Source organism: Methylophaga sp. UBA3192 (assembly GCA_002363955.1).
Taxonomy (GTDB): Bacteria; Pseudomonadota; Gammaproteobacteria; order Nitrosococcales; family Methylophagaceae; genus Methylophaga.
Genome location: DEXE01000003.1, coordinates 367,062 through 391,934, shown reverse-complemented (window position 1 = coordinate 391,934; position 24,873 = coordinate 367,062). Strand labels below are relative to the sequence as shown.

The window sequence follows — 24,873 nt, the reverse complement described above, 5'->3', positions numbered from 1 at the left end:
CATGCTGGAACTATTTAAAGCAGGTGGCTGGCTGATGTTACCGCTACTTGGCTGTTCGATAATTGCCATTGCGATTATTGCCGAGCGATTTTGGAGCCTGCAACAACGTCGAATTGCACCACCTGAATTAATCACCCAAATCTGGCAATGGTTACAGTTCAAGCAAATCGACCAATACCGCATTAATTCGCTGCAAAAGAACTCTCCTCTCGGTCAAATTCTCGCGGCCGGTCTGATTAATCGCAACAGTTCCCGTGAGATCACCAAGGAAAGCATTGAAGATACCGGACGTCACGTCACCCAGCAGCTGGAACGCAATCTCAATACCTTGGGAACCATTGCGGCGATTTCACCTTTAATAGGATTGTTAGGTACGGTCATTGGTATGATCAAAGTCTTTGCGGTCATCACACTGGAAGGTGTCGGCAATCCGGAAACGCTCGCAGGCGGTATTTCCGAGGCTTTACTCACTACTGCTGCCGGTCTGGTTGTGGCCATTCCCAGTGTAATCTTTTATCGCTACTTCCGCGGCAAAATTAATCAGCTGGTAGTGAGCATGGAAGAACAGGCCATGCAGTTAATCGAAATGTTACATGGCGAACGTGAGTTTGATCCTGATGAGGCGCGTTCGCAATGAAACTGTTGCCGCGGAACTCTGAAGAGCCCGACGTCAATCTGACTCCGATGATTGATGTGGTGTTTCTGTTGCTGCTGTTTTTTATGGTATCCACCAGCTTTATTCGGGAAAGCTCTCTAAAAGTGGATTTACCTGAAGCCAGCGGTCAGGCATTAGCCGAACAGGAATCACCGATTGATATTATCATTCGGGCGAATGGTGAAGTGCTGGTCAACGATATCCCAATGACCGAGCTGACACGTGATGCCTTACGTGATTTGCTAAAAACCACCGCAGGGGATAATGACAATCCGCACATTATTATCAGTGCAGATGCCAATGCCGAATACCAGCATATTGTGACGGCAATGGATGCAGCACAATTACTTGGTTTTACCCGTTTGACACTGGCAACACGCCAAAAAACAACTGAGATTCCATGAAACAAACTGCCAGCGAGATGAGCGCTTTTCAACTATATAAGCGCCTGCTTTCCTATGTAAAACCTTACTGGTTGGTGTTTGGCGCTGTTATTTTGTCCATGCTTGTTTATGCTGCCAGCGAAACGGCCATGGCCGCCTTGATGAAACCCCTGATGGATGGCAGTTTTGTTGAAAAAGATCCGTTTATTATTAAATGGATACCCATCGCATTAATCGGTATTTTTCTGATTCGAGGCGTTGCCAATTTCCTGACTACATATGGTTTGGGCTGGATCGCCCGGAATGTGATCATGACCTTGCGAACGGAAATGTTTGATCGTTTGCTGACCTTACCCGCCAGCTTTTATGACAAAAGTACTTCCGGTCAGCTGATGTCAAAATTGTTATATGACGTTGAGCAGGTAGCTGATGCTGCCACCGATGCCATTTTGGTACTGGTTCGGGATACATTGACAATTATCGGCTTACTGGCATGGATGATTTATCTGAACGGCATGCTGTCATTAATCATCTTGCTGACCGTGCCATTTATCGGTTTACTGGTCTACAAAATCAGTACCCGTTTCAGACGCATCAGTAAAACTATTCAGGACTCCATGGGCGATGTGAGTCATACCTCCAGTGAGGTTATCGAGGGGCACCGTGAAGTCAAAACCTTTGGCAGCCAGCAATATGAAGCGAAACGTTTTGACAAGGTCAATCAGCTCAATCGTCGTCAGCGGATGAAAAAAATCGCTACTGAGGCAACCAGTCAGCCAATTATTGAATTGATTGCCGTTCTGGGCTTAGCCGTTGTTATTTATCTGGCCACCTTACCGCAGATGCTTGAACAGATTACTGTGGGCACTTTTATTTCCTTCATCACGGCGATGTTTATGATTCTGACACCGCTTAAACGCCTCACCAAACTTAACTCCAAACTGCAGGCGGGTATTGCCGCCGCTGACAGTGTATTTACCATGCTGGATCAAAAACCAGAAGCCGATACCGGCGAGCAACAGCTTAAACGTGCTAAAGGTGATATTCGCTACGAACAGGTCAGCTTTCAGTACGACACTACGTCACGAAAAGTGCTGGACAACATCAGCTTTGAAATTAAGGCGGGTCAGACTATCGCTTTTGTCGGCCATTCCGGCAGTGGTAAAACCACTCTGGTAAGTTTGTTACCTCGGTTTTATTCGCCGACTGAAGGTCGGGTTTTAATTGATGATATTGATATCACCACACTTAAATTACTGGATTTGCGTAAACAGATTTCTCTAGTCAATCAACAAGTTATTCTGTTCAACGATACTATTTCCAATAATATTACCTACGGACAGAAGGAAGACATTGCTGAAGAAAAAATTATTGAAGCAGCTAAAGCCGCACATGCCTGGGAGTTCATCCAGAAACTGCCCGAAGGCTTGCAAACTCAAGTCGGACAGAATGGCGTATTACTCTCCGGCGGGCAACGCCAACGTCTTGCCATTGCCCGAGCCTTGTTACGTGATACGCCTATTCTGATTCTGGATGAGGCCACCGCCTCACTTGACTCTGAAGCCGAAAGACATATTCAATCAGCATTAGAAAACCTGATGCAAAGCCGGACAACTCTGGTGATTGCTCACCGGCTTTCCACCATAGAAAAGGCTGATCTTATTGTGGTGATGCATGACGGACATATTGTCGAGACAGGTACACATCAGCAATTGCTGGAGAAAGGTCATCACTATGCTGAATTACATCGCTTGCAGTTTCAGCAGCAATAATGAAAACCGATTGGCTAACCAATAGCTGGTATCACCCCACTCCGCTCACTTGGTTATTATTGCCTTTAAGCTGGCTATATCGACTGATTATTCTGCTGCGACGCCAGGCATATCGGGTTGGCTTCTTCAAGCAATTGTCATTGCCGGTACCGGTAATTGTGGTGGGTAATATCAGTGTAGGTGGCAGCGGCAAAACGCCTTTTGTCATCTGGTTAGCCCGGTATTTAAAACAGCAGGGTTGGCGGCCGGGTATTATCAGTCGTGGTTATGGTGGCAAAGCCGAACACTATCCCTGCAATGTGCATCAACACAGCCTGGCTTCAGAAGTCGGCGATGAACCGCTGTTGATCCATCGGCGCACTCAGTGTCCGGTAGTGGTTGCTGCAGATCGGCTTGCAGCCGGCAAACAGTTACTGGCAGAAAATGACTGTAATATCATTATCACTGATGATGGTTTGCAGCATTACCGACTGCAACGAGATTTGGAAATCGTCATTCTTGATAAGAATCGCGGTCTGGGAAATCAGGCTTGTTTACCTGCAGGACCATTGCGAGAATCAACCTCGCGGTTACAAACGGTCAATTTTATTATTCACCATGGTGAGGGAAGTAATGCTGATCTGACGATGCAACTACAGATCCAGCAAGCTATTCAATTGCAGAAAGAAATAACTCAAAAACCGTTATGTGAATTTAGCAATACACCTGTTCATGTCGTTGCCGGTATCGGACATCCACAGCGTTTTTTTGACCAATTGCAACAACAGTTCGGCTTAACCGTTATCCCGCATGCCTTTGCGGATCATCATCGTTATACTGCCGCTGATTTCCAGTTTGCCGAGCCATACCCCATACTGATGACAGAAAAAGATGCGGTAAAATGTCAGGCATTTGCGACAAACAACATGTGGTATGTGCCTGCTGAGGCGCAGCTGAGCCCTTCGCTTGGCCCTGAAATCGATAAAAAACTAAGAGAGCTTTTACATGGATAAGACCTTATTGGAAATACTTGCCTGTCCTGTCTGCAAGAGTAGCGTTGTCTATCAAAAGCAATCGCAGGAATTGATTTGCAAAGCCTGTCGGGTCGCCTATCCCATTCGGGATGAAATCCCAGTCATGCTGATAGATGAGGCGCGTGAACTGACTGCGGAAGAAATCGACTGATGCAATTTAAAATCATTATACCCGCCCGCTTTGCCTCAAGCCGGCTACCCGGTAAACCTTTGCGTGAAATTGCAGGCAAACCGATGATTCAGCATGTCTATGAGCGCGCGTTGGCCAGTGAAGCGAGTGAAGTCATTATCGCAACAGATGATCAGCGTATTGCCGATGCAGCGAAAAGTTTTGGTGCAGATGTCTGCATGACCCGGGATGATCATATTTCCGGCACTGATCGTTTGGCTGAAGTGGCTCAGTTAAGGGCATTTCATGGCGATGATTTAGTGGTCAATGTACAGGGAGATGAGCCCTGTTTGCCAGCCGTGTTGATTAATCAGGTGGCAGCGGATTTGGCGCACCATCGTGAAGCTGCAATTACTACGTTATACAGCCCGCTAGAAAACGCTGAACAGGTATTTGATCCTAATATCGTTAAAGTAGTGGTGGATGCTAAAGGTTATGCGATGTATTTCAGCCGCGCCCCTATTCCATGGTTACGCGAGCATTTTAATAACAAACAGGCACTCGACAACGTCACTATGCCGCATTTAAAGCATGTTGGTATGTATGCCTATCGAGCAGATTTTTTGCATCGTTATCATGAATTACCGCCTGCGCCGCCGGAACAATTTGAATCATTGGAACAGCTTCGGGCGCTTTACCATGGCAATCGGATTCACTTGACAGAAGCTCAGGTTGATCCTGGACATGGAGTTGATACTGAACAGGACTTACTGGCCGTAGAGGCCTTGCTCTCTCAGTAATTGATCCAGACCAGCTGAGACTAATTCGGCATGCAGTTCACCTTCACCATCAAAAACCGGTAAAACATGGGTCACAGGAACCGGGCGATGCCCTTCTCCATATTGTGTTGGCTGGATATTACTGTCCTGATTGAGCTCCTGTAATACCAGTTCACAGCCATCTAACAACTCAATAATTTCACAGCGTTGATGGTGGTATACGACTTGCTGACCAATCAGGTTCAGCAAGTCGTCACAGGTAAATTTATGATTCCTTGGCATCTGCTTTAGGACTCTCTTCCGTTGGTTTTGTTTTTTCAACCTTCTGAGTCTCATTATCAGCCGAAGCAGGATTTTTTTCTACCTCATTTGCATCACGATTTTCTTTGTCTTTTGGAGGTGCACCACGTCGGCGACGATTATTACTGCTGGCACCGGTGCTAGTACGTGAGCGGCGTGGCGCTGGTTTTTGCGGTATTTTATTACCGTCCACCTCTGGCTCAGTCGATACTGGAATGGCATTACCATTTACTTCCGGTTCCGGCGCAGGTATCGCATTGCCATTCACTTCTGGCGGCGGTGTCGGAATAGCGTTGCCTTTTTCGACGGGTTCAGCTTTTTCTACAGAATCCGTGGTAACGGCACCCGTAGCTGCTGTATCACCTTCACCACGTCCACGACGTCGGCGTCCGCCACGACGCGAACGTTTTGCGTTTGGATTACGTGTTTTATCGTCACCAGTCGTATCCGTTGCAGGCTTATTATCCGGCATTACGGTTTCAGCTGAAGCAGATTCGGAAGTTTTAGCACTTTTCGGCTCATCACTGGCATTAGCATCCGGACGACGGGGACGGTTATTTCGCCGATTGCTATTATTTCGACCTCGACTGCGACGGTTTTGATTTCTCGCTTCTTTTTCCACATCAGTCTCTTTTTCTGCGGCACGTTGCTTTGATGTATCGACAGACTCTTCAACAGGAGCTCCTGTTAAGACACCTAATAAACGCTTCAGCAGACTTGGTTTGCGCTCAGCCGCAGCAGGTTTAATGATCGGCGCCGGAGCGATGGGAGCAATCCCGGTAACGGCAGGCTGTTCCAAAACGGCTTTTTCTTTTAAAACAACGGTTGCTTCAATTTCTGGCGTCGTAATTAATTGATGGCTACTGGTCTGCTTTTCATTACCATCTTTAATGCGTTCGATATCGTAATGTGGTGTTTCCAGATGCGGATTAGGAATCAGCACCAGACGCACATTGTGACGTTTTTCAATCGCATCAATCTGAGCACGTTTTTCGTTCAGCATAAAAGTGGCAACAGAAACCGGCAATTGAATCACCAGTTGGCTGACATTGTCTTTGGTCGCTTCTTCTTCCACCAGACGCAATACCGCTAAACCCAGGGACTCAACGCCTCTCACATGGCCCAAACCAGCGCAACGCGGGCAGACTTCCTGATGTGCATCGCCTAATGCCGGACGCAGACGCTGACGGGACATTTCCAACAAACCAAAGCGGGAAATACGGCCAATCTGCACCCGTGCCCGATCCGATTTCAAATGGTCACGCAAACGGTTTTCAACTTCACGCTGATTACGGGTTGGCCCCATATCAATAAAGTCGATAACCACCAGCCCCCCCAAATCACGCAAGCGTAATTGACGGGCAATTTCCTCTGCCGCTTCGAGATTGGTGTTGAGCGCAGTTTCCTCAATATCACCGCCCTTGTTGGCACGCGCCGAGTTGACATCAATTGAAATCAACGCTTCCGTTGGATCAATGACCAGCGCACCACCGGAAGGTAAACGCACTTCATGGCGGAAGGCGCTCTCAATCTGGCTTTCCAACTGATAACGGGTAAATAATGGAACTTTGTCTTGATACAGCTTGAATTTGCTTAATTCATGCGGCATCACCATACGCATGAAATCGTAACCGGTTTGATAAACCTCAGGGGAATCCACCAGAATTTCACCAATGTCTTTACGTAAATAATCACGTAATGCACGGATGATGATATTACTTTCCTGATACACCAGAAACGGTGCAGCGCGGTCTTTGGTGGCTAAATCAATGGCTGTCCATAACTGAACCAGATATTCCAGATCCCATTGCAGTTCTTCAGTTTGCTTGCCAACCCCAGCTGTGCGGACAATCATGCCCATACCTTCAGGGATTTCCAGCTCACGTAAGGCTTCTTGCAGTTCAGCGCGATCATCGCCTTCAATGCGGCGAGAAATACCACCGGCACGTGGGCTGTTTGGCATCAGAACCAGATAACGACCTGCCAGGCTGATAAATGTTGTCAGTGCAGCGCCTTTATTGCCACGCTCTTCTTTTTCAATCTGAATAACCAGTTCCTGGCCAACAGAAAGCACATCCTGCACATTAATGCGGCCATTATTTTCGCCGTCATCTTTAGTTTGTCTGAAATACGTTTTACTGATTTCTTTTAGTGGCAGAAAGCCTTGGCGTTCAGAACCGTATTCAACAAAAACAGCCTCAAGGCTGGGTTCTACACGAGTGATTTTACCTTTATAAATATTGCCTTTCTTTTGCTCTCTGGAAGGGGTGTCGATATCCAGATCGAACAAGCGCTGGCCATCGACCATCGCGACACGCAACTCTTCCTCGTGTGTTGCGTTAATTAAAATTCGTTTCATTCATAAACCTCAGTTAGAGGTTCACGCGTCGGTACAGCCAGTAAGCCGGGCGGCATCAGCCTGCCCAGATCCAGAACGGCGTTTTATCAGCAATATAATCAACTAGTCGGGCACTGCCAGCATCGAATCATCAGATTGCTGGTCATTAATACAATGTCATCACATTGTGGCTGCAATAGGGTTCTGCAACGCTACATAACGGCTTGCGACTCTCTTTAGCCACAAACCGTTTGATTATTTACTTCGTCGCCCTGTCTCGTACATTTTTTGCTATTTGTTTTGCTGTAGCCAGACGTGGGAACCATTATTCTCAAAACAAGCTCCGTTTTGGGAGCCATGCATCACTGAACCCCTGTTCAGCGTATTCAAATTCGTTTCGTGTCCTCAGCCGCATCAACCCCATTCCTAGGGGGCGCGACGTTTGCTTAGGCCTGTTCATCAGAAAGTCGGTATACTGACCTCATTTTACGTACAGACCAACGGCGAAATATATCAGTCTGCAACCACATCAGCAAGAAATAACCTAACATTATTCTATGGCGAATTCTCCACAAGCATCACCGGCAGTTCAATTTATCGATATCAGGGCCGATCAGGCAGGTCAACGTATTGATAATTTTTTGATTACATTGGAAAAAGGCGTTCCCAAAAGCCGGATTTATCGTGCATTGCGCAAAGGTGAAGTTAGGGTCAACAAAGGTCGCATTAAACAGACCTACCGGCTACAGGCCGGTGATCAAGTGCGAATCCCTCCGCTTCGGGTCAGTGAAAAAGTAATTATCACTGAATTATCAGAGTCGCTGACCGATGCACTTGAACAGTCTATTCTACTGGAAGACGATGCACTGTTGGTCATCAATAAACCTTCGGGTCTGGCAGTACACGCTGGCAGCCAGATCCAGATAGGCGTTATAGAGGCTATGCGCATTATCCGTCCGCAAAATAGTTTTGTGGAACTGGTGCATCGACTGGATCGCGATACCTCGGGTTGTCTGGTGATAGCCAAAAGTCGTGAGGCCCTGCTCAATCTGCAGGAGCAGATGAAAACTTCTGAAACGGATAAACGCTACCTTACGTTGACCATGGGCCGTTGGCCGGCTCAGGAAAATATCGTTGACCTGGCTTTACAGAAAAACACGCTGAGTTCAGGTGAACGCATGGTGGCGCCGGATATTAACGGTAAAAAATCCAAGACACTATTTGAGGTAAAACAGGATTTTGCCGGATGTCAGCTGGTTGCTGCCAAACTTTATACCGGTAGAACACACCAGATTCGGGTCCATAGTGCCAGCCAATCACATCCGGTTGCCGGTGATGAAAAATATGGTAACCGCGAATTTAATAAACGTCTTAAACAAATCGGCTTAAAACGCATGTTTTTGCATGCATGGCAACTGTCTATCAAGCATCCAATCACTCATGAACCGGTGACTTTTCATGCCGAATTACCTGACACATTAAAAGCTGTATTAAAGCAACTGGAAGGCCGGTCATGAGTCAATATCAAATGATCGTTTTCGACTGGGATGGCACCCTGATGGATTCCACCGGCCATATCGTATTCTGCATGCGGGAGGCTATTCACAAGTTGCAATTGTCCCCATTAACCGATAACGCCATCAGCCAGATTATTGGTTTGGGATTACCCGAAGCCGTCCGCACACTCTATCCGAACAGCACCGATGCCGATATTAAGCAACTAGCCATGGCGTATCGGGAAATCTGGCTGAACCATCCGCATGAATTGCCAATGTTTGATAATGCCGTTGAGTTATTGCATAAATTGGCTGATCAGAATATTTTCCTTGGTGTCGCGACAGGTAAAGGTCGTCGGGGTCTGGACAAAGTTCTTGCTGCTACCGGTTTGGCTGATTTATTTACCGCTACCCGCTGTGCTGATGAGTGCCATTCCAAACCGCATCCGCAAATGCTTGAAGAGTTGATAAGCTTCTGTGGTGTTGAAGCAGACTCCACGATGATGATTGGCGATACAGAATTTGATCTGCTTATGGCACATAATGCCGGGGCGAAAAGTGTTGCTGTAACACACGGCGCGCATGCTTTGGATCGTTTACAAGCCTGTAAGCCATTTCATATTGTGGATGACTTATTTGCATTGGATGAATGGTTGCATGGCAACAACCAACGGTTTTGATTATGATGTGACCCACTAACTTTAATTGTTCAGGATGAAACACAATGGCAACTTTTGGCGACTTCCCACCGGAACACAAACAAGATTCACAGAGTGCTGCAGCACAAAATGACCAATGGGAACGTAAAATCTTACAAGACCTCGCTTTTGCTGCCATAAAAGAGCAACGCGCCTCACGCCGCTGGGGATATGTATTCAAATTCCTGATACTGCTTTATCTTGTTGCAATATTTCTAATGACGAGACCGTTTGGTGGAAGCAACCTACCCTCCGGCCCCCACACCGCATTGGTTGAAGTAAACGGCGTGATCGCGCCAGAGACAGAAGCCAGTGCAGATCGTGTTGTAACGGGTATTCGTGATGCATTTGAGAGTCCACAGGCCAAAGGTTTGATTATTCGCATGAACACGCCAGGCGGCAGTCCGGTTCAATCCGGCGTCATCAATGATGAAATTACCCGTTTACGTACGACACGTCCCGACTTTCCGGTTTATGCCGTGATTCAGGATGTCTGTGCATCAGGCGGGTATTATATTGCGGTGGCGGCTGATGAAATTTACGCTGATAAAGCCAGTATTGTCGGTTCTATCGGGGTTCGCATGGATAGTTTTGGCTTTACCGAAGCGATGGATAAACTGGGTGTTGAGAGGCGCTCATTAACCGCGGGCGACAATAAAGCCTTCCTGGATCCGTTTATGCCCCTTAAAGAACAGGATGTTGAGCACGCCCATCAAATGCTCAACAATATTCATCAACAATTTATTGATGTGGTCAAAACCGGCCGTGGTGAGCGCTTGAAAAACGATGCTGATATCTTCTCGGGATTGTTCTGGTCCGGCGAACAGGCGCTTGAACTCGGCCTGATTGATGGACTGGCTAATAGTAGTACGGTGGCCAGAGATATCGTTGGCGCCGAAGAAATTGTTGATTACACACCTCGCCCGAGTTATCTGGATCGTTTTGCTGGTAGTCTGGGCGTGAAAATCAGTGAAACATTAATCAGTAGTCAATATTGGAATCTTCGCTAATGGATACCGGACATCATGATGAATTAGTGGCTAAAGCGCTGGCTGATCGCGAGGAATTATTCCGCTACGCCGATCTGAAACATCCACTGATTGCTTTGTTATTTAATGAAGCATCGCTGGACAAGTTAACCCCTGATGAATCGAGTGAATCATCATGGCTCTGACACCTCAATCACTGGTTAATAAGTCACTTGAGCTGGTCTCACCGCCCAGCACCTATGCCCGGCTGGATGAACTGATTCATGATCCCAATAGTGCTATTGATGACATCAGTAAAGTTATCAATACGGATCCGGCATTAACGACACGGCTACTGAAGATCGTCAACAGTCCGTTTTATGGTTTTCCGTCACAAATCAACACGATTTCACGCGCCATTACCGTTATTGGCACCCGTGAATTGACCAATCTGGTTCTGGCGACTTCGGTGGTCAATGCATTCAGCGGTATTCCCAAAACGCTGATGGAAATGAACATCTTCTGGCGCCATAGTCTGGCCTGTGCAATTTGTGCCAAATTATTAGCTGAAGCGGCTGGACACAAACAAAGTGAACAGTATCTGATTGCCGGACTGCTGCATAACATCGGTAGCCTGGTTTTATATCAATCCGTGCCGGAATTGTCAGCTGAATCCATCAAAAGTGCCCGCTTTGGTCATGAGGTCTTGCATCTGGCAGAGCAACGGGTGATTGGTTTCGATCATACCGAAGCAGGAGAAGCGTTAATTCAGGCATGGCGTTTGCCTGAGTCCCTTGGTTTTGTTGCCAGACATCACCATAATCCACTGGCTTCGGGCTATGCGGCTGAAGTCTGCATCGTGCATGTTGCCGATGTTATGGTCAGTGCCGTTCCATTTGGCCATAGCGGTGATCAACATGTACCGCCGCTGGATCCTGTGGCCTGGGATAGACTGGAGTTACAGCCGGAAGTTATTCCCCCCATACTCCGCAAAGTTGCCATTCAATTGGAACATCTGGCAGCAAACTTATTATAAAACTCACTTATACGAACAGAAAACAAACAAGCAAGAGGCAAACATGAGAACAGTATTACTTGGCGCGCCGGGTTCCGGTAAAGGTACCCAGGGTGTTTTTCTATCGAAAAAATTCAATATCCCGCAAATATCTACTGGTGATCTGCTGCGTGCCGCAGTCACCGCAGGTTCTGAATTAGGTAAACAGGCTAAATCTGCGATGGATGCCGGTGCGCTGGTTTCAGATGAAATCGTGATTGGGCTCATTCGTGAACGACTGACCCATGATGATGCCAGAAATGGTTATATTCTCGATGGCTTCCCACGTAATATTGCTCAGGCCGAAGCGTTAGATAAAATGCTTGGCGATCTGGGCCAGCCGCTGCAGGGTGTTGTGTTGCTTGATGTGCCATTCACAGAGCTGATGCAGCGATTAACAGGCCGTCGTACCTGTAAAGATTGTGGTGCCATTTTTAACGTGCATTTATCACCACCGGCTAAGGAAGGTGTCTGTGATAACTGTGGTGGTGAGTTATTTCAGCGCCAGGATGACAACGAAGCCACTATCGAAAATCGTCTGAAAGTCTATGAAGAGCAAACCGCACCGTTAGTGGGTTTTTATCAGCAACAGAATAAACTGCATACGATTAAAGGCACCGGGGATATCGATGCGATTACCGATGCAGTTGGCGCCATTTTCGACGACATCTGATTTGTATTAGCACGATGGCAGTTATTCTGGCCACCGGCATTGCCACGCTGGATATTATCAACGAAGTTGCCAGTTATCCGGCTGAAGATGCTGAAGTTCGGGCATTGTCACAACGCATGAGCCGGGGTGGTAATGCCAGCAACACCCTTTGCGTGTTGAGTCAGCTGGGCCATAAGAATTATTTGGCGGCAACATTAATTGATGAAGCTGACGGGCACATTATCGAAGCCGATCTCAATCGCTATCAGATTAATACACAGTTTTGCCCTCGTCTTAATCAAGGCAAAATGCCCACATCTTATATTACGCTGAATCGACAGAACGGTAGCCGAACCATAGTGCATCATCGTGATTGTCCTGAGCTAACTTTTGCCACATTTGAGAAAATCGATTTAAGCTTGTTTGACTGGTTGCACTTTGAAGGTCGTAACGTTACAGAGTTAGCAAAAATGCTCGAACATTGCCGACAAAACTCACCAAATGTGCCGATATCCCTGGAAATTGAAAAACCTCGTGACGGTATCGAAAGTTTATCCGGGATGGCTGACTGGCTGTTTTTCTCCAGAGCATACGCTGAATCAAAAGGTTATCGTCTCGCTGAGGATTTGTTTGATGATCTTTGTCATGCACATTCGGCAACCTGCACCTGGGGTGCAGAGGGAGCGTATGGCTGGCACAATGCACAGATGATTTTTTGCCCCGCGACCAAAATTCCTAAGGCAGTCGACAGTCTGGGAGCTGGTGACACCTTTAATGCCGGCATGATCCATAGTCTGTTGGCAAAAAAGTCGCTTAATGACAGTCTGCAATTTGCCAGTCAGTTGGCCGCCAACAAATGCCAACAATATGGTTTTGAAAATCTTGTTAAATCGTTATGAAAAAATTTGTATGTCATATCAAAGACCTGAAAGATCATCATAGTTATGGTTATCAGATCGCACTGGAAGACGGAGAGCTGGATATCCTGGTAATACGCCAGGGTAAAGATGTCCGGGCTTATCTCAATCATTGTCCGCATCTGGGAATCCCATTGAACTGGCAACCGGATAAATTTTTATCAGTGGAAGAAACACATATCCAATGTTCTACTCACGGGGCATTATTTACGCTGGAAGAAGGGTATTGTATTTCTGGCCCATGCCGCGGACAGAGTCTGACAGCCCTGCAGACAGAAGTAGATGAGTTAAATAACTTATATCTGGTCTCACAATAATAAAATTCTGACCGCTTCCCGCAACTGCCCAAGCAGTTCCTGTTTACCTTTCAGGTTTAATTGCCTGCAGACGACAGGTATTGGTTGCTGCTGCAGTACAAAAACCAAACAAATTGATTGCAAAATTGTCGGCATAGATAAAAATCTCTGCTGCTTGACACAATTTACAACAAACTTGCGGATGGCTATCTGGCAGGCATCATAATGACGCTTTTGGAAAGCAAATGCCGTTATCTCCTCTTCGTCCACCACTGTTAATGGAAGTTCGGATTGCGGCAGCATCTGCGTTAATAATGGAATTAAGCCTGCTTCCAGGTGAGAAAGTTGGCTGAGCAATAAATCCGGCCATTGCTCAATCAGCCGTTGCTGGGTCTGTTCAATCAACATTTTCCCGGCAGGGCTGATTGGTTTTGCCAGAATTACGGCATGTCGACCACTGATATGATCGCTATGGGCTCCCACACGCAGCAGACCATAATCGCTGTTTTGCCAAAATCGCACTAAAGATTCACTGGCTGCAAAACTGCAACCCACAATATCGGTGTTTTCAGGTAAATGACTGATCACGGTATTTAATAAATAGTGTCCGATCCCTCGATTTTGGAGTGCTGGATGCACTGCAATACGTACTATCCTTTGATAATGATATTCTCCGGCGATACTAATCCCGGAATGCGCCAGCAGCGTTTGTGGCAACAGGTGCCCGTTCAGCCGACGCTCTCCGGCAAATACCGCCGCCGCCAACCTTGGGTTAATAGGACCTTCGGCAACCAACCAGACAGTAGCAACCAGTTGCTGTTGATTAAACACACCCAACAACCACATATCATCACGATCCAATAGCATTTGCAGATCGGATGGTCGGGTTCGATAATGTGCCGTGACCATCAAACCAAAGCACTGTCTTAATAGGGCTTCGTCCTGTAATAACGCATCGGCACTCAGCTTTTTCACCTGCAGCTGATTTATCTGGAGATCAACAATTAATTCTTTGGCAACCGGCTCAGCATCCAGTAAACATAATTCAAAACTGAACTGTTCCAATGCATCTCCCGGATTCCAGCGTACCGGTTGGGTTAATTCAATCTGTCGCCAGTCGGGCGTATGCAGATCGAGGATTTGTTGAAACTGCAGTTTAAAGCCGCGCCCACTGCCTTCATATCCATGTAAAGTCGTCGCAAAAATGATGCGTGAATAACGCTGTAACATCTGTTTAAGCATCGGCAAGGTCAATGCGGCGGCCTCGTCCACCAGCAGCACATCTGCTTCCAGCTCATTTTCAAGTAACGCATCAGGTGCGACAAACTGAATTTCACAGCCATTCCAAAATAATTGTCCGTGCCCTAATTGGGCATCGATTAATTCACTGCTGGCATGTTTAAACAAGGTATCGACACTCGCATAACCGGGTGCGGTCACGATGATTTTCTGTTTACCCTGGCGTATTAATTCCGCCGCCGCCACACCGAGCAAAGCGGTTTTCCCGCGTCCTCTGTCGGAAGTAATTAATAAGGGACGCCGACGATGCCCAAATGCCGTTTTATGCACCAGACTTAATGCATTTTGTTGATCTGCTGTCAGCTTAAATTTTGTTTCTGTCGATTTTTCGGGGCGAAAATCCGATGGCAAAAGCTGGCCGGGAAGCCACTGATGAAAATCGGCAAACTCCACAAGATAACGATCTACAATCAGCTCAAAACGTTGATACCAGTTGGAGGCCAAATTTTTTTCTGGCAACAGAATGAGCAGGATACCGCCAGCACGGATGGTACCAACAATAGCGGCAAAACTGTCTGCATTAAACTCCTGCAGTGCATCAAAAACCACCACATCAAATTCACGGCCGAGAAATTGACGGGCCTGTTTTTGCAGATATTTATCGGCAGATACTTGTGAGGAATCCGTGAGCCAGATATGTGTTGCTGCCCCCCATACAGCCAGCAAGGCTTCTGCCGTCTGATGGCATAGTTCCCACTCCCCCTTTACCAGTAAACATCGTCTTGGCGGCCTGTTCAATTTCATGAGTGCGGGGCTGAATTAATAATGAGGTGGCGGTGGCTCATCCGCTTGTTGCACTAATTGATCGGCTTGCAACGCTTCCACCTGACCAAGCAGTTTTTCCAGACGACGTTCCAATCGATCAATTTGTTGTTGCTGATCAGTAACCACCTGGTTCAGCTGTTCGATAACCCCATCCTGAAACGCCATACGGGTTTGTAAATCTACGATGTCTTCATTCATAGCAAACTCTCCCCTTTCTTATAGATAGTCGACTACAAAGTTCATAGAACAATAGTGGATTTCCGACATCAGTCATCCCCATCATAGGATAACGCCGGTGCTAACCAGCGCTCGGCATAATCCAGTGTCCAGTTTTTACGCTTCGCATAATCCTTGACCTGATCTTCGCTGATTTTGCCTAATCCGAAATAACGTGATTCGGGGTGAGCAAAATAAAAGCCGCTGACTGCTGCTGTAGGTAACATGGCAAAACTTTCGGTCAGCGTCATGCCGATACGTTTTTCCACATCCAGTAAATCCCACAACAGACCTTTTTCAGTATGATCCGGGCAGGCGGGGTAACCAGGGGCCGGACGTATACCCTGATACTTCTCATCAATCAGATCTTCATTGTCCAGTTGTTCATCTTTCTTGTAGCCCCAGAATTCCTTGCGAACCCGCTCATGCATTCGCTCGGCAAAGGCTTCAGCCAGACGATCGGCCAGCGCTTTCAACATGATGCTGTGATAGTCATCATGATCTTCTTCAAAACGTTCAATATGTTCGTCAATGCCAATACCAGCGGTGACAGCAAACGCACCGATATAATCCTCAACGCCACTATCTTTTGGTGCGAGGAAATCTGCCAATGCGGCATTAGGTCGACCTGGTGGTTTTTCAGCTTGCTGGCGCAAAGAGTGCAATTTCATCAATACTTGCTGACGGCTGTCATCTGTATAGATTTCAATATCGTCATCGCCGACACTATTGGCAGGAAACAGACCAATTACGGCGCGTGCTTTCAGCCACTTTTCATCAACAATCTGTTTGAGCATTTTTTTCGCATCTTCAAACAAATGCGTAGCATGTTCACCGACAATTTCATCGGTCAGAATACGGGGGTATCTGCCAGCCAATTCCCATGACTGGAAAAAGGGTGTCCAGTCGATGCGCTCCACCAGCTCCTGCAAGGGATAATCATCAAATACCTGAATACCGGTTTGAGAAGGTTTGACCGCTTGATACGCTGGCCAGTCAATTTTGGTTTTATTGGCGCGAGCCTGTTTCAAAGTCAATAAACGCCGCGTGGATTTACGACCTTTATGCTGATCCCGTTTGGCCTGATAATCCGTTTTGATTTTGCCGACAAAGTCATCCCGGGTGATTTTACTGACCAGATTCTGTGCCACGCCAACCGCACGTGATGCATCTTTTACATAGATCACCGGACCATGATAATTCGGATCAATCTTGACGGCAGTATGGATTAGCGAAGTGGTGGCACCGCCAATCATTAGCGGGATTTCAAAACCGAGCCGCTCCATTTCCTTTGCCATGTGGGCCATTTCTTCCAGTGAAGGCGTAATTAAACCTGACAGGCCGATAATATCGACATTTTCCTTACGTGCGGTTTCCAGAATCGTGGCAGCAGGAACCATTACGCCCAGATCAATGATCTCGAAGTTATTGCACTGCAACACCACGCCGACAATATTCTTACCGATATCGTGAACATCGCCTTTCACCGTCGCCATTAAAATCTTGCCATTGCTGCTGCTGACGGTACTGTCGTCTTTTTCCAGTTCGATGAAGGGCATCAGATAGGCAACAGCTTTTTTCATTACCCGGGCGGATTTGACGACTTGAGGCAAAAACATTTTGCCCTCGCCGAACAAGTCCCCGACCACATTCATGCCGTCCATCAACGGGCCTTCAATGACCTCTAACGGTTTAGCATATTCCTGCCGAGCCAGCTCGGTATCTTCTTCGACAAAGTCCGCGATCCCCTTAACCAACGCATATTCCAGCCGTTTAACCACTGGCAGACTGCGCCACTCGAGATCTTCTTTTTTCTCGACACTGCCGTCGCCTTTATATTTATCGGCGATCTCCAATAAACGATCAGTGGCATCATTACGACGGTTTAAAATGACGTCTTCCACCCGCTCACGTAATTCTTCCGGCAAATCATCATAAATCGCCAGCTGACCGGCATTGACGATACCCATATCCATACCGGCTTTAATGGTGTGATACAAAAACACCGCATGAATCGCTTCACGCACCGGATTGTTACCACGAAACGAAAACGACACATTGGAAACGCCGCCGCTGATCATCGCATGGGGCAGGCTTTGTTTGATATCACGGGTGGCTTCAATGAAATCGACGGCATAATTGTTATGCTCATCAATACCGGTAGCCACGGCAAAAATATTCGGATCAAAGATGATATCTTCGGCTGGAAAATGCACTTTTTCGGTGAGGATTTCATAACTGCGGGTACAGATTTCCCGTTTACGTTCGCGGGTGTCGGCCTGACCATCTTCATCAAACGCCATAACAATAACTGCTGCGCCATAACGGCGTACCAGCTTGGCCTGTTCGATGAATTTTTCCTCACCTTCCTTGAGACTGATCGAGTTGACGATGCCTTTGCCCTGAATACATTTGAGGCCGGCTTCAATGATTTCCCATTTGGAAGAGTCAATCATGATCGGCACCCGGCTGATATCAGGTTCGGCTGCGACCAGATTGAGGAAGGTTACCATCGCATCCTGCGAGTCCAGCATGCCTTCATCCATATTGATATCGATAATCTGCGCACCGTTTTCCACCTGCTGACGGGCAACTTCCAGCGCGGTATCGTAATCACCTTCCTTGATCAGTTTGGCAAACCTCAGCGACCCCGTCACATTGGTGCGTTCACCAATATTCACAAACAGACTTTCCGGAGTAATGGTTAACGGCTCCAGACCACTCAGACGGCAGTAATGCTTGTTTTCAACTCGCTGACGAGGTTTAACGCCCTCCACGGCTTCGGCAATGGCTTTGATATGTGCCGGTGTGGTGCCACAGCACCCACCAATGATGTTTAAAAACCCGGATTCTGCCCATTCCCTGATATGAATTGCCATGGCTTCAGGTGATTCATCATATTCACCAAATTCATTTGGCAGGCCGGCATTAGGATGCGCGCTGACATAACTGGTGGAAATATTGGACAACTCTTCAACGTACTGGCGTAATTGTTCCGCACCTAACGCACAGTTCAAACCGATCGATAACGGCTGTACATGTGACAACGAATTCCAGAAGGCTTCGGCTGTTTGCCCGGAAAGTGTACGGCCACTGGCATCGGTAATAGTGCCAGAAATCATCACCGGCAAATGCACATCATGCTGTTCAAAATACTGTTCGATAGCAAATACGGCAGCCTTGGCATTCAAGGTATCAAATACCGTTTCCACCAGCAGCAGATCACTGCCCCCGTCGACCAGACCACGTATGGCTTCCAGATAGGCTTCGACCAGCTGATCAAAATTGACGTTACGAAAACCGGGATTGTTTACATCCGGGGAAATACTGGCAGTTCTATTGGTAGGGCCTAAAACACCCGTGACAAAACGCGGTTTATCGGGGTTGCTGGCCGTAAATTCATCGGCCACTTCACGGGCCAGCTGGGCAGAGACTTTATTCAGTTCATAAACCAGATCTTCCATCTGGTAATCCGCCATCGCAATCGAGGTACCATTAAAGGTGTTGGTTTCGACAATATCGGCACCGGCTTCAAAATAAGCCCGATGAATATCGCGAATGATTTGCGGCTGGGTCAATGACAGTAAATCGTTGTTGCCTTTCACATCACAGGGATGATTGGCAAAGCGTTCTCCGCGGAAATCTGCCTCGCTCAATTTGTAACTTTGCAGCATGGTACCCATGCCACCATCCAGAACCAGGATCTTGTGTTCAAGCAGACTGCGAATTTGATGAGAAGCTGTGGTCAAAACGGTTTTCCTGTCAGGCTGTTAAAGGGTCTGTTTATCTTTTCACCCCCGCAGCATTGAATTAAAATTAAGCTTCCAGCAGTGGTGGCAATAAAAGACAAGCGGACTCTGGTTAAAAAAACACCTGATTATAACAGAACATGCCGGCCCTTCTGCCATGTTCAGCTTTTCTGCTGAACATGGCAGAAGAGTCATAAAAATGACTCTGCTGCTATCAGAAAATGAAAACTAAATATTAGGGGTCTGGTGCACTGTTTTATTCCTTACTCATCATTTTATGCAAACTATCCAATAGCTGAGAAGGGACAGGGAAAACAATCGTTGAACTCTTATCTCCGGCAATTTCGGTCAAGGTCTGCAAGTAGCGCAGCTGGATTGCCGTAGGCTGTCGAGCCAGTTGTTCGGCTGCTTCTACCAACTTGCCTGAAGCCTGAAATTCCCCGTCGGCATGGATAACCTTGGCTCGACGTTCACGTTCCGCCTCGGCTTGCTTGGCAATCGCCCGAATCATGCTCTCATCGATATCCACATGCTTGATTTCAACATTGGAGACCTTGATACCCCACTGATCGCTCTGCCGATCGAGAATATGCTGTATATCATCGTTCAGGCGATCCCTTTCCGCCAGCAACTCATCCAGTTCATGCTGCCCCAATACGGAACGTAATGTTGTCTGGGCCAGCTGACCGGTAGCATCCATATAGTTTTCCACATTAATAATGGCTTTCTGCGGATCAACCACCCGGAAATACAATACGGCATTCACATTGACAGAAACATTGTCACGGGTAATCAGATCCTGTGATGGCACATCCAGCACCAGCGTTCGCAAATCCACTTTGACCATCTGCTGAATAAACGGAATGACAACAATCAACCCGGGGCCTTTCACCTTGTAAAAACGCCCCAGCAAAAAGATAACACCACGCTCATATTCCCGCAGCACCCTGAAAGTACTGAGGATCAGCGCAACAATGATGAATACAATTACAAGAATAAACGTTTGCATGCTCATTACTCCTTAATGGCTTCTACGTGTAGGACAAGTCCATCACGTGCAACTATCCGCAATACCTCGCCCCTGGTCACCGGTTCCTGACTGAAAGCTTGCCACTGCTCGCCCATCGCATAAACTTTTCCATGGCCGGTAAAATCTTCCCGCGCCTCTGCCTGCGCGCCGATGATAGCCTCTTGTCCACTGACCACCATTGTTTTTCGGGCACGCAAAGCAGCACCGATAACAAAAACAAAAATGGCAAACGACATCACAGCCAGCGCAGCGATTAACGGCATGGAAATCTGATATGCCGGTAACTCACTATCCATCAACATAATCGAGCCAAAAACAAAGGCCAGTAATCCTCCGATCCCCAAAATCCCGAATGACGGACTGAATGCCTCCCCCATCATCAAACCAATACCCACAATCAATAAGGCCAGCCCGGCATAATTAATCGGCAACATATGCAGAGCAAACGCTGCCAGCAACAGGCAAATGATTCCGACAACACCGGCAACGCCCATACCCGGGTTGTAAAACTCCAGAATCAATCCGTAAATACCTATCATCAGCAATATGTAGGCGACATTAGGATCGGTAATCAGATTTAATAATTCATAGCGCCATCCCGCTTCGATTTCTGTCAATTCGATATTGTCCAGCTGCAGGGTCACATTGCCACTTTCCAGTATCACCTCTCTGCCATTCAAGCTCTGTAAAAGCTGTTGCAGATCTTTTTCCACTATATCGATTACCCCATTTTCAAAAGCATCTGTGGCACTGAGGTTGGCAGCTTCACGTACGGTTTCTTCGGCCCAATCCGCATTACGGCCACGAAGTTCCGCCAAACCACGGATATAGGCCACCGCATCATTCAGCATTTTCTTATCCATGGTATCGGGGGTGTTTTCTTTAGGCTTATCTTTGTCAAAATCAGGAGTGATACCGCCTGGCTGCATTTTTACCGGAGTGGAAGACCCGACATTGGTTGCTGGAGCCATCGCGGCAATATGGCTGGCATAGAGAATATACGTGCCTGCACTTGCAGCTCTTGAACCGGAAGGAGAAACATAGGTGGCAACGGGGATTCTGGCAGACAGAATGGCTTTGATGATGTCGCGCATGGAAGGATCCAAACCGCCAGGTGTATCCAATTGTAAAACCAGCAACCGGACATTTTCTTTTTCAGCCTTACGCAGCGTACTGATAAAAAAATCAGCTGTTGCAGGACTGATTGCGCTCTGAATGGTCATGGTCCAGACTTTATCTGCGGCATAGGCAGGTTTCTGCACAAACAACAGACAACAAAACAGCAATATTAAGGTGCTTATGTAACGCTTGGTCACGACACTTTTCATAGCGTTTGCCTGGCTGGTATCCGAGATTTCATGGTGGAGCAAAGTGAATACGCGTGTCAACATAAATCCTTATTTAAACAACAGATTACGGTTTTAAGGATTAGGATTTATTATGCACACACAGTGTATGTTGACCACTCAATCACATACCGAAAAACAGATACTATTCCTCGCTGCTTTCAAACGGAGTTTTCATGCATGCGATAACTGGTATATCCACCGCGAGAGAGCTTCCAGCTGTCTGCTGTCTTCTTCAAGTGCTTGATTAAACTCATCCGCCAAATCTTTTAACCCCATATTAGTGAACAGTTCATGCAAGGTATGCCACTCGGAATTATCATTTGTGGCGAATATCAATACGGACTCAAGGCACTGTAAAACAGTGGTGTTTTTTTTGGTGAATACCTTGGGGATCTGTAAGCTTGCCAGTAAAGTGGAATCCGTATCCGGAATCCATTCATCAGGATCAAAGCCTAAGGTTTCAATAGCGGTCTTAAGCAAGAGACTGTGTTCAACCTCCTCATCACGGAATTGTCGTAGCTGATCGACAGAAATAACGGTTTTTATTTCTTTTCGGTTTGCCAGACATTTAATAATCAGTGCTTCATACAGCCTGACGCTGGCGCGTTCAAACGCCAGTCGCTGGCCTAATTTATGTAACAGTAACTCTGTATTATGCTGATGGACTTTTTTTATATCGCCAGCAGTTCCATCAGGAACAGATTTACTCAGCTTCTGAAGGTCCATTTCATCTATAAATTCAGGATGAAGTCCAATTTTTGCTTTGTTGCTTTCCAAAGTGTTGCTGGTCGAGGCTAAAGCATCATCCGTGACTGTTTTTGAAAACCGGGAATGTTGATCCGGATTAAGGTGACTATCTGATTTTCTGGCATGTGGCATGGCAGCGTCCTTTTATCTTGTGAGCTTGAAACTTGGTTAATTAAATCAGTGTGATAAAAAATTGTGTTCAACACCGAAAGCTCATCCAAATCAAGCCGTAAATTTTCTTTGTTAATCGTTTCACATTGATGTCAGTGATAAGGCATCAAAGTGTTTGAAAAATTTCTACCTGGATAGGCAGCCAGATAAGCACCCTCCGCAACAACTGATGCATAAGCAGACGAGACATGCGCACTGGGTAAAACTTGATTAGACATGTGTAAATTAATCCGGGCAGAAGCTCCGGCTGGATCACGTTTCATAACGGTTCTGGCAGGTGGGGTAGTAGCCGGCAATAGGTGAGTGGATAGAGGATTATTCTGGATTGGTGAACGCCCCGGATTCAGCGCACTAACAACCTGATTACTCTGATGCTGGTCATTTGTGGGAAGATGGGGCTGTGGTTGCTCCACTTGTTCTGCTACCACCAATGGTGTGGCAAAAAAAGCCATCGAAACAGTTGCTGAAAGAAATAACTTTCTAGACATTTCTTTAATCCTTAAATCTAAGGTAGCTGTCAAAAAGACCGCTTTTTATAACCAATTGTTTCCAGCCAAACCCGGTTAATTTAATTCATTATTCAATCAAGCTGTTCAATGGCCGATTCGATCCAAACCCGATGGTGGCGCACATCGCCCAAAGCCTGTTTCAGCATGAGCTGGATATAGCCCGGGTATATCTCTTCATTGGCATTTTCGTATAGCTTGTTCGTCAGGTTTTCGTTTAGCAACATGGCTTGCAGTATAGATTTGTCCCCACCAATTGCAGCGATTACCACTGGTCCTTTGGTCAGAAATTGTTTGTAATCAGCACCGTCAGGTGGGGCGCCACCTTCCTGTATAATAGCGTCACAAAATTGTATTAAATGTCGCTCGTGCTCCCCCAGAAATTCTGTCATTTTTGCCCGGTAATCCAGATTGTCCAATCGTTCAATGGCCGCTTCGTAAGTTTCGATGGCATTGAATTCCAGTGACACCAAATCACCAAGCTTACTGATAACTTGTTCAGAATCCATGACATCACTCTCATCAATTACTTCCATCGTATGTTCATCACTTTTAAAGTTGGCAATTAATTTGTTACGCATTTGTTCAGTTGCCCATAATCATTCAGCTAGCATTTTCCGGTATGTTTCTGAACTGGCTTGTGCACATGATGATGCTGTTTACATTCACTGGCACTTGCCTCACATATGTCAGCGCAAAGCTGCCATATCATCTTGAGAAACTCACTTTCCACAAACCATCGCAAACTCTATGCCAGCAATCGGATTTGATAGTTCATGCAGGTGGTACAAGGTTTTTGTCGGTATGATTTTTAATAAAAGCAGGAATAACATTAACTTTGCTGTATAAAAAATTCCTATCGCCGGTAATTTTTACTCGGACAGAACATCTATATGCCGATGGCAATATTCACTGCATCCTGAATGATAGTTGGCCTTACAGCGTTCGTGTTTGATCGGAATAGTTTTGCAGTGGTACATATTCTGGTATTGCTCAGTATTTGCTATTCATCCTGGAGGATTTAAGGCATGACGCAATCTATTGCTAATACTTTTAGTGATCCAAGAAGCCGTTATCCACGTCCCGAGTTCGAAACGCAGCAACAGTCAATTCCGGGACAAGAAAAAATCATGAAACCGACACCGAAGCCTTTTTTCACTTCTCCCGCGTCGTGTTAAAACATATTCCACCGGGTGGTTCGATCATCAATGCCACCTCTATTCAGGCATTTGAGCCAAGCAGCAATCTTGCCTCTTATGCAGCGACAAAAGCAGCGATTGCTAATTTCACACTATCACTGGCTTCTGAGGCCATTAACCAGGGCGTCAGAGTAAACGGCATGGCACCTGGCCCGATATGGACACCATTAATCACTAGGACTTGTTGCTCTCTCATAGCCGCCTCTGTTGTGACTGAAAATGCACCAATCAAGGCGCAAGGAGTGTAGTTTGTGAGATACATCCGAGTATCTCACCCCTCCGGGGCTGACGCTCAAAAACGTTTATCTCCATGGATGGAGTGTATGCAAAAGCAATGTCTGGAACATTGCTTGTCCCGGCGGTTTTGTAGTCGTTCTAAATAAACGACGAGCAACACAGGCCGGCGCGCGCC

The 24,873-nt window shown here is 46.7% G+C and carries 25 protein-coding genes and 1 pseudogene; 16 read left to right on the top strand and 10 right to left on the bottom strand.

Annotated features, from left to right (window positions below):
* Position 1 precedes the first annotated feature (1 nt).
* From B2337_RS03485 to kdsB, 6 genes are read left to right on the top strand one after another with little or no spacing between them, the layout of a single operon-like run.
* Positions 2 to 637, top strand: coding sequence for a MotA/TolQ/ExbB proton channel family protein (locus B2337_RS03485; RefSeq protein WP_292362293.1), 636 nt, complete (start codon positions 2 to 4; stop codon positions 635 to 637).
* Positions 634 to 1,059 (top strand): ExbD/TolR family protein, encoded by a 426-nt coding sequence (locus tag B2337_RS03480; protein ID WP_292362292.1) that lies wholly within the window; start codon positions 634 to 636, stop codon positions 1,057 to 1,059. Before B2337_RS03485 ends, B2337_RS03480 begins: the two co-directional genes overlap by 4 nt.
* Complete coding sequence (gene msbA / locus B2337_RS03475; RefSeq protein ID WP_292362291.1) at positions 1,056 to 2,810, top strand: lipid A export permease/ATP-binding protein MsbA; 1,755 nt, start codon at positions 1,056 to 1,058, stop codon at positions 2,808 to 2,810. Before B2337_RS03480 ends, msbA begins: the two co-directional genes overlap by 4 nt.
* Positions 2,810 to 3,802: a tetraacyldisaccharide 4'-kinase gene (lpxK, locus tag B2337_RS03470; protein ID WP_292414004.1), complete on the top strand. Its 993-nt coding sequence runs from the start codon at positions 2,810 to 2,812 to the stop codon at positions 3,800 to 3,802. Before msbA ends, lpxK begins: the two co-directional genes overlap by 1 nt.
* Positions 3,795 to 3,974 (top strand): Trm112 family protein, encoded by a 180-nt coding sequence (locus B2337_RS03465; protein ID WP_292362289.1) that lies wholly within the window; start codon positions 3,795 to 3,797, stop codon positions 3,972 to 3,974. Before lpxK ends, B2337_RS03465 begins: the two co-directional genes overlap by 8 nt.
* Entirely contained in the window at positions 3,974 to 4,732 is a 759-nt protein-coding gene (gene kdsB / locus B2337_RS03460) for a 3-deoxy-manno-octulosonate cytidylyltransferase (protein ID WP_292414002.1), read from the top strand. Before B2337_RS03465 ends, kdsB begins: the two co-directional genes overlap by 1 nt.
* Here kdsB and B2337_RS03455 read toward each other — a convergent pair.
* Both B2337_RS03455 and B2337_RS03450 read right to left on the bottom strand, forming a co-directional pair.
* Positions 4,700 to 4,993, bottom strand: coding sequence for a hypothetical protein (locus tag B2337_RS03455; protein ID WP_292362287.1), 294 nt, complete (start codon positions 4,991 to 4,993; stop codon positions 4,700 to 4,702). The genes kdsB and B2337_RS03455 overlap by 33 nt on opposite strands.
* On the bottom strand, positions 4,977 to 7,370 hold the full coding sequence (locus B2337_RS03450; protein WP_292414001.1) for an Rne/Rng family ribonuclease: 2,394 nt from the start codon (positions 7,368 to 7,370) through the stop codon (positions 4,977 to 4,979). The genes B2337_RS03455 and B2337_RS03450 overlap by 17 nt, the downstream gene beginning before the upstream one ends.
* Before the next feature lie 536 nt (positions 7,371 to 7,906).
* Here B2337_RS03450 and rluC point away from each other — a divergent pair.
* Genes rluC through B2337_RS03410 form a run of 8 tightly spaced genes read left to right on the top strand, consistent with a single transcriptional unit; the run spans position 7,907 to position 13,451 of the window.
* Positions 7,907 to 8,866: a 23S rRNA pseudouridine(955/2504/2580) synthase RluC gene (rluC, locus tag B2337_RS03445; RefSeq protein WP_292362285.1), complete on the top strand. Its 960-nt coding sequence runs from the start codon at positions 7,907 to 7,909 to the stop codon at positions 8,864 to 8,866.
* The gene (locus B2337_RS03440) at positions 8,863 to 9,525 is read left to right on the top strand and encodes an HAD-IA family hydrolase (protein ID WP_292413999.1); all 663 of its coding nucleotides are present in this window, start codon (positions 8,863 to 8,865) and stop codon (positions 9,523 to 9,525) included. The genes rluC and B2337_RS03440 overlap by 4 nt, the downstream gene beginning before the upstream one ends.
* A 44-nt stretch (positions 9,526 to 9,569) precedes the next feature.
* Positions 9,570 to 10,553, top strand: a complete 984-nt coding sequence (locus B2337_RS03435; RefSeq protein WP_292362283.1) for a S49 family peptidase — start codon at positions 9,570 to 9,572, stop codon at positions 10,551 to 10,553.
* Complete coding sequence (locus tag B2337_RS03430; protein WP_292362282.1) at positions 10,553 to 10,717, top strand: hypothetical protein; 165 nt, start codon at positions 10,553 to 10,555, stop codon at positions 10,715 to 10,717. Before B2337_RS03435 ends, B2337_RS03430 begins: the two co-directional genes overlap by 1 nt.
* Positions 10,708 to 11,547, top strand: coding sequence for an HDOD domain-containing protein (locus tag B2337_RS03425; protein ID WP_292362281.1), 840 nt, complete (start codon positions 10,708 to 10,710; stop codon positions 11,545 to 11,547). The genes B2337_RS03430 and B2337_RS03425 overlap by 10 nt, the downstream gene beginning before the upstream one ends.
* A 43-nt stretch (positions 11,548 to 11,590) precedes the next feature.
* Complete coding sequence (locus tag B2337_RS03420; RefSeq protein WP_292362280.1) at positions 11,591 to 12,238, top strand: adenylate kinase; 648 nt, start codon at positions 11,591 to 11,593, stop codon at positions 12,236 to 12,238.
* Between the two features lie 14 nt (positions 12,239 to 12,252).
* Entirely contained in the window at positions 12,253 to 13,116 is an 864-nt protein-coding gene (locus B2337_RS03415; RefSeq protein ID WP_292413998.1) for a PfkB family carbohydrate kinase, read from the top strand.
* Positions 13,113 to 13,451, top strand: coding sequence for a Rieske (2Fe-2S) protein (locus tag B2337_RS03410; protein ID WP_292362278.1), 339 nt, complete (start codon positions 13,113 to 13,115; stop codon positions 13,449 to 13,451). Before B2337_RS03415 ends, B2337_RS03410 begins: the two co-directional genes overlap by 4 nt.
* Here the strand turns inward: B2337_RS03410 and B2337_RS03405 are convergent.
* The 8 genes from B2337_RS03405 to B2337_RS03370 form a co-directional block, all read right to left on the bottom strand.
* Positions 13,443 to 15,473, bottom strand: a complete 2,031-nt coding sequence (locus B2337_RS03405; RefSeq protein ID WP_292413997.1) for a tRNA(Met) cytidine acetyltransferase TmcA — start codon at positions 15,471 to 15,473, stop codon at positions 13,443 to 13,445. The genes B2337_RS03410 and B2337_RS03405 overlap by 9 nt on opposite strands.
* 15 nt (positions 15,474 to 15,488) lie before the next feature.
* Positions 15,489 to 15,692, bottom strand: a complete 204-nt coding sequence (locus tag B2337_RS03400; RefSeq protein WP_292362276.1) for a SlyX family protein — start codon at positions 15,690 to 15,692, stop codon at positions 15,489 to 15,491.
* Positions 15,693 to 15,760: 68 nt separating this feature from the next.
* Positions 15,761 to 19,459, bottom strand: a complete 3,699-nt coding sequence (gene metH / locus B2337_RS03395; protein ID WP_292413996.1) for a methionine synthase — start codon at positions 19,457 to 19,459, stop codon at positions 15,761 to 15,763.
* Between the two features lie 256 nt (positions 19,460 to 19,715).
* Entirely contained in the window at positions 19,716 to 20,468 is a 753-nt protein-coding gene (locus B2337_RS03390) for a slipin family protein (RefSeq protein ID WP_292362273.1), read from the bottom strand.
* Positions 20,469 to 20,473: 5 nt separating this feature from the next.
* On the bottom strand, positions 20,474 to 21,817 hold the full coding sequence (locus B2337_RS03385; RefSeq protein WP_292742488.1) for an NfeD family protein: 1,344 nt from the start codon (positions 21,815 to 21,817) through the stop codon (positions 20,474 to 20,476).
* 192 nt (positions 21,818 to 22,009) lie between these two features.
* A complete protein-coding gene (locus tag B2337_RS03380; RefSeq protein ID WP_292413994.1) occupies positions 22,010 to 22,717 on the bottom strand; it encodes a ferritin-like domain-containing protein in 708 nt (235 codons plus the stop codon).
* A gap of 131 nt (positions 22,718 to 22,848) precedes the next feature.
* Positions 22,849 to 23,244, bottom strand: a complete 396-nt coding sequence (locus B2337_RS03375; RefSeq protein ID WP_292413993.1) for a hypothetical protein — start codon at positions 23,242 to 23,244, stop codon at positions 22,849 to 22,851.
* A gap of 92 nt (positions 23,245 to 23,336) precedes the next feature.
* On the bottom strand, positions 23,337 to 23,843 hold the full coding sequence (locus B2337_RS03370) for a DUF2383 domain-containing protein (RefSeq protein ID WP_292413992.1): 507 nt from the start codon (positions 23,841 to 23,843) through the stop codon (positions 23,337 to 23,339).
* Between the two features lie 447 nt (positions 23,844 to 24,290).
* Between B2337_RS03370 and B2337_RS03365 the strand changes: the two genes are divergently transcribed.
* Together B2337_RS03365 and B2337_RS14420 are read left to right on the top strand one after the other, a co-directional pair.
* Positions 24,291 to 24,440, top strand: a complete 150-nt coding sequence (locus B2337_RS03365; protein WP_292362268.1) for a hypothetical protein — start codon at positions 24,291 to 24,293, stop codon at positions 24,438 to 24,440.
* Positions 24,431 to 24,709: pseudogene (locus B2337_RS14420) on the top strand (SDR family NAD(P)-dependent oxidoreductase); the annotation flags it as partial. The gene B2337_RS03365 and the pseudogene B2337_RS14420, both read left to right, overlap by 10 nt.
* Positions 24,710 to 24,873: the final 164 nt, after the last annotated feature.

Excerpts from the sequence above, each read along its gene's own strand:
- B2337_RS03455 (WP_292362287.1), bottom strand. The coding sequence starts at position 4,993 with ATGCCAAGGAATCATAAATTTACCTGTGACGACTTGCTGAACCTGATT.
- B2337_RS03390 (WP_292362273.1), bottom strand. The coding sequence starts at position 20,468 with ATGCAAACGTTTATTCTTGTAATTGTATTCATCATTGTTGCGCTGATC.
- rluC (WP_292362285.1), top strand. The coding sequence starts at position 7,907 with ATGGCGAATTCTCCACAAGCATCACCGGCAGTTCAATTTATCGATATC.
- B2337_RS03440 (WP_292413999.1), top strand. The coding sequence starts at position 8,863 with ATGAGTCAATATCAAATGATCGTTTTCGACTGGGATGGCACCCTGATG.
- B2337_RS03450 (WP_292414001.1), bottom strand. The coding sequence starts at position 7,370 with ATGAAACGAATTTTAATTAACGCAACACACGAGGAAGAGTTGCGTGTC.
- B2337_RS03425 (WP_292362281.1), top strand. The coding sequence starts at position 10,708 with ATGGCTCTGACACCTCAATCACTGGTTAATAAGTCACTTGAGCTGGTC.
- B2337_RS03430 (WP_292362282.1), top strand. The coding sequence starts at position 10,553 with ATGGATACCGGACATCATGATGAATTAGTGGCTAAAGCGCTGGCTGAT.
- B2337_RS03385 (WP_292742488.1), bottom strand. The coding sequence starts at position 21,817 with ATGAAAAGTGTCGTGACCAAGCGTTACATAAGCACCTTAATATTGCTG.
- B2337_RS03420 (WP_292362280.1), top strand. The coding sequence starts at position 11,591 with ATGAGAACAGTATTACTTGGCGCGCCGGGTTCCGGTAAAGGTACCCAG.
- B2337_RS03480 (WP_292362292.1), top strand. The coding sequence starts at position 634 with ATGAAACTGTTGCCGCGGAACTCTGAAGAGCCCGACGTCAATCTGACT.
- B2337_RS03435 (WP_292362283.1), top strand. The coding sequence starts at position 9,570 with ATGGCAACTTTTGGCGACTTCCCACCGGAACACAAACAAGATTCACAG.
- msbA (WP_292362291.1), top strand. The coding sequence starts at position 1,056 with ATGAAACAAACTGCCAGCGAGATGAGCGCTTTTCAACTATATAAGCGC.
- B2337_RS03370 (WP_292413992.1), bottom strand. The coding sequence starts at position 23,843 with ATGCGTAACAAATTAATTGCCAACTTTAAAAGTGATGAACATACGATG.
- B2337_RS03410 (WP_292362278.1), top strand. The coding sequence starts at position 13,113 with ATGAAAAAATTTGTATGTCATATCAAAGACCTGAAAGATCATCATAGT.
- B2337_RS03365 (WP_292362268.1), top strand. The coding sequence starts at position 24,291 with ATGACGCAATCTATTGCTAATACTTTTAGTGATCCAAGAAGCCGTTAT.
- B2337_RS03400 (WP_292362276.1), bottom strand. The coding sequence starts at position 15,692 with ATGAATGAAGACATCGTAGATTTACAAACCCGTATGGCGTTTCAGGAT.
- B2337_RS03380 (WP_292413994.1), bottom strand. The coding sequence starts at position 22,717 with ATGCCACATGCCAGAAAATCAGATAGTCACCTTAATCCGGATCAACAT.
- B2337_RS03415 (WP_292413998.1), top strand. The coding sequence starts at position 12,253 with ATGGCAGTTATTCTGGCCACCGGCATTGCCACGCTGGATATTATCAAC.
- lpxK (WP_292414004.1), top strand. The coding sequence starts at position 2,810 with ATGAAAACCGATTGGCTAACCAATAGCTGGTATCACCCCACTCCGCTC.
- B2337_RS03485 (WP_292362293.1), top strand. The coding sequence starts at position 2 with ATGCTGGAACTATTTAAAGCAGGTGGCTGGCTGATGTTACCGCTACTT.
- B2337_RS03405 (WP_292413997.1), bottom strand. The coding sequence starts at position 15,473 with ATGAAATTGAACAGGCCGCCAAGACGATGTTTACTGGTAAAGGGGGAG.
- B2337_RS03375 (WP_292413993.1), bottom strand. The coding sequence starts at position 23,244 with ATGTCTAGAAAGTTATTTCTTTCAGCAACTGTTTCGATGGCTTTTTTT.
- kdsB (WP_292414002.1), top strand. The coding sequence starts at position 3,974 with ATGCAATTTAAAATCATTATACCCGCCCGCTTTGCCTCAAGCCGGCTA.
- B2337_RS03465 (WP_292362289.1), top strand. The coding sequence starts at position 3,795 with ATGGATAAGACCTTATTGGAAATACTTGCCTGTCCTGTCTGCAAGAGT.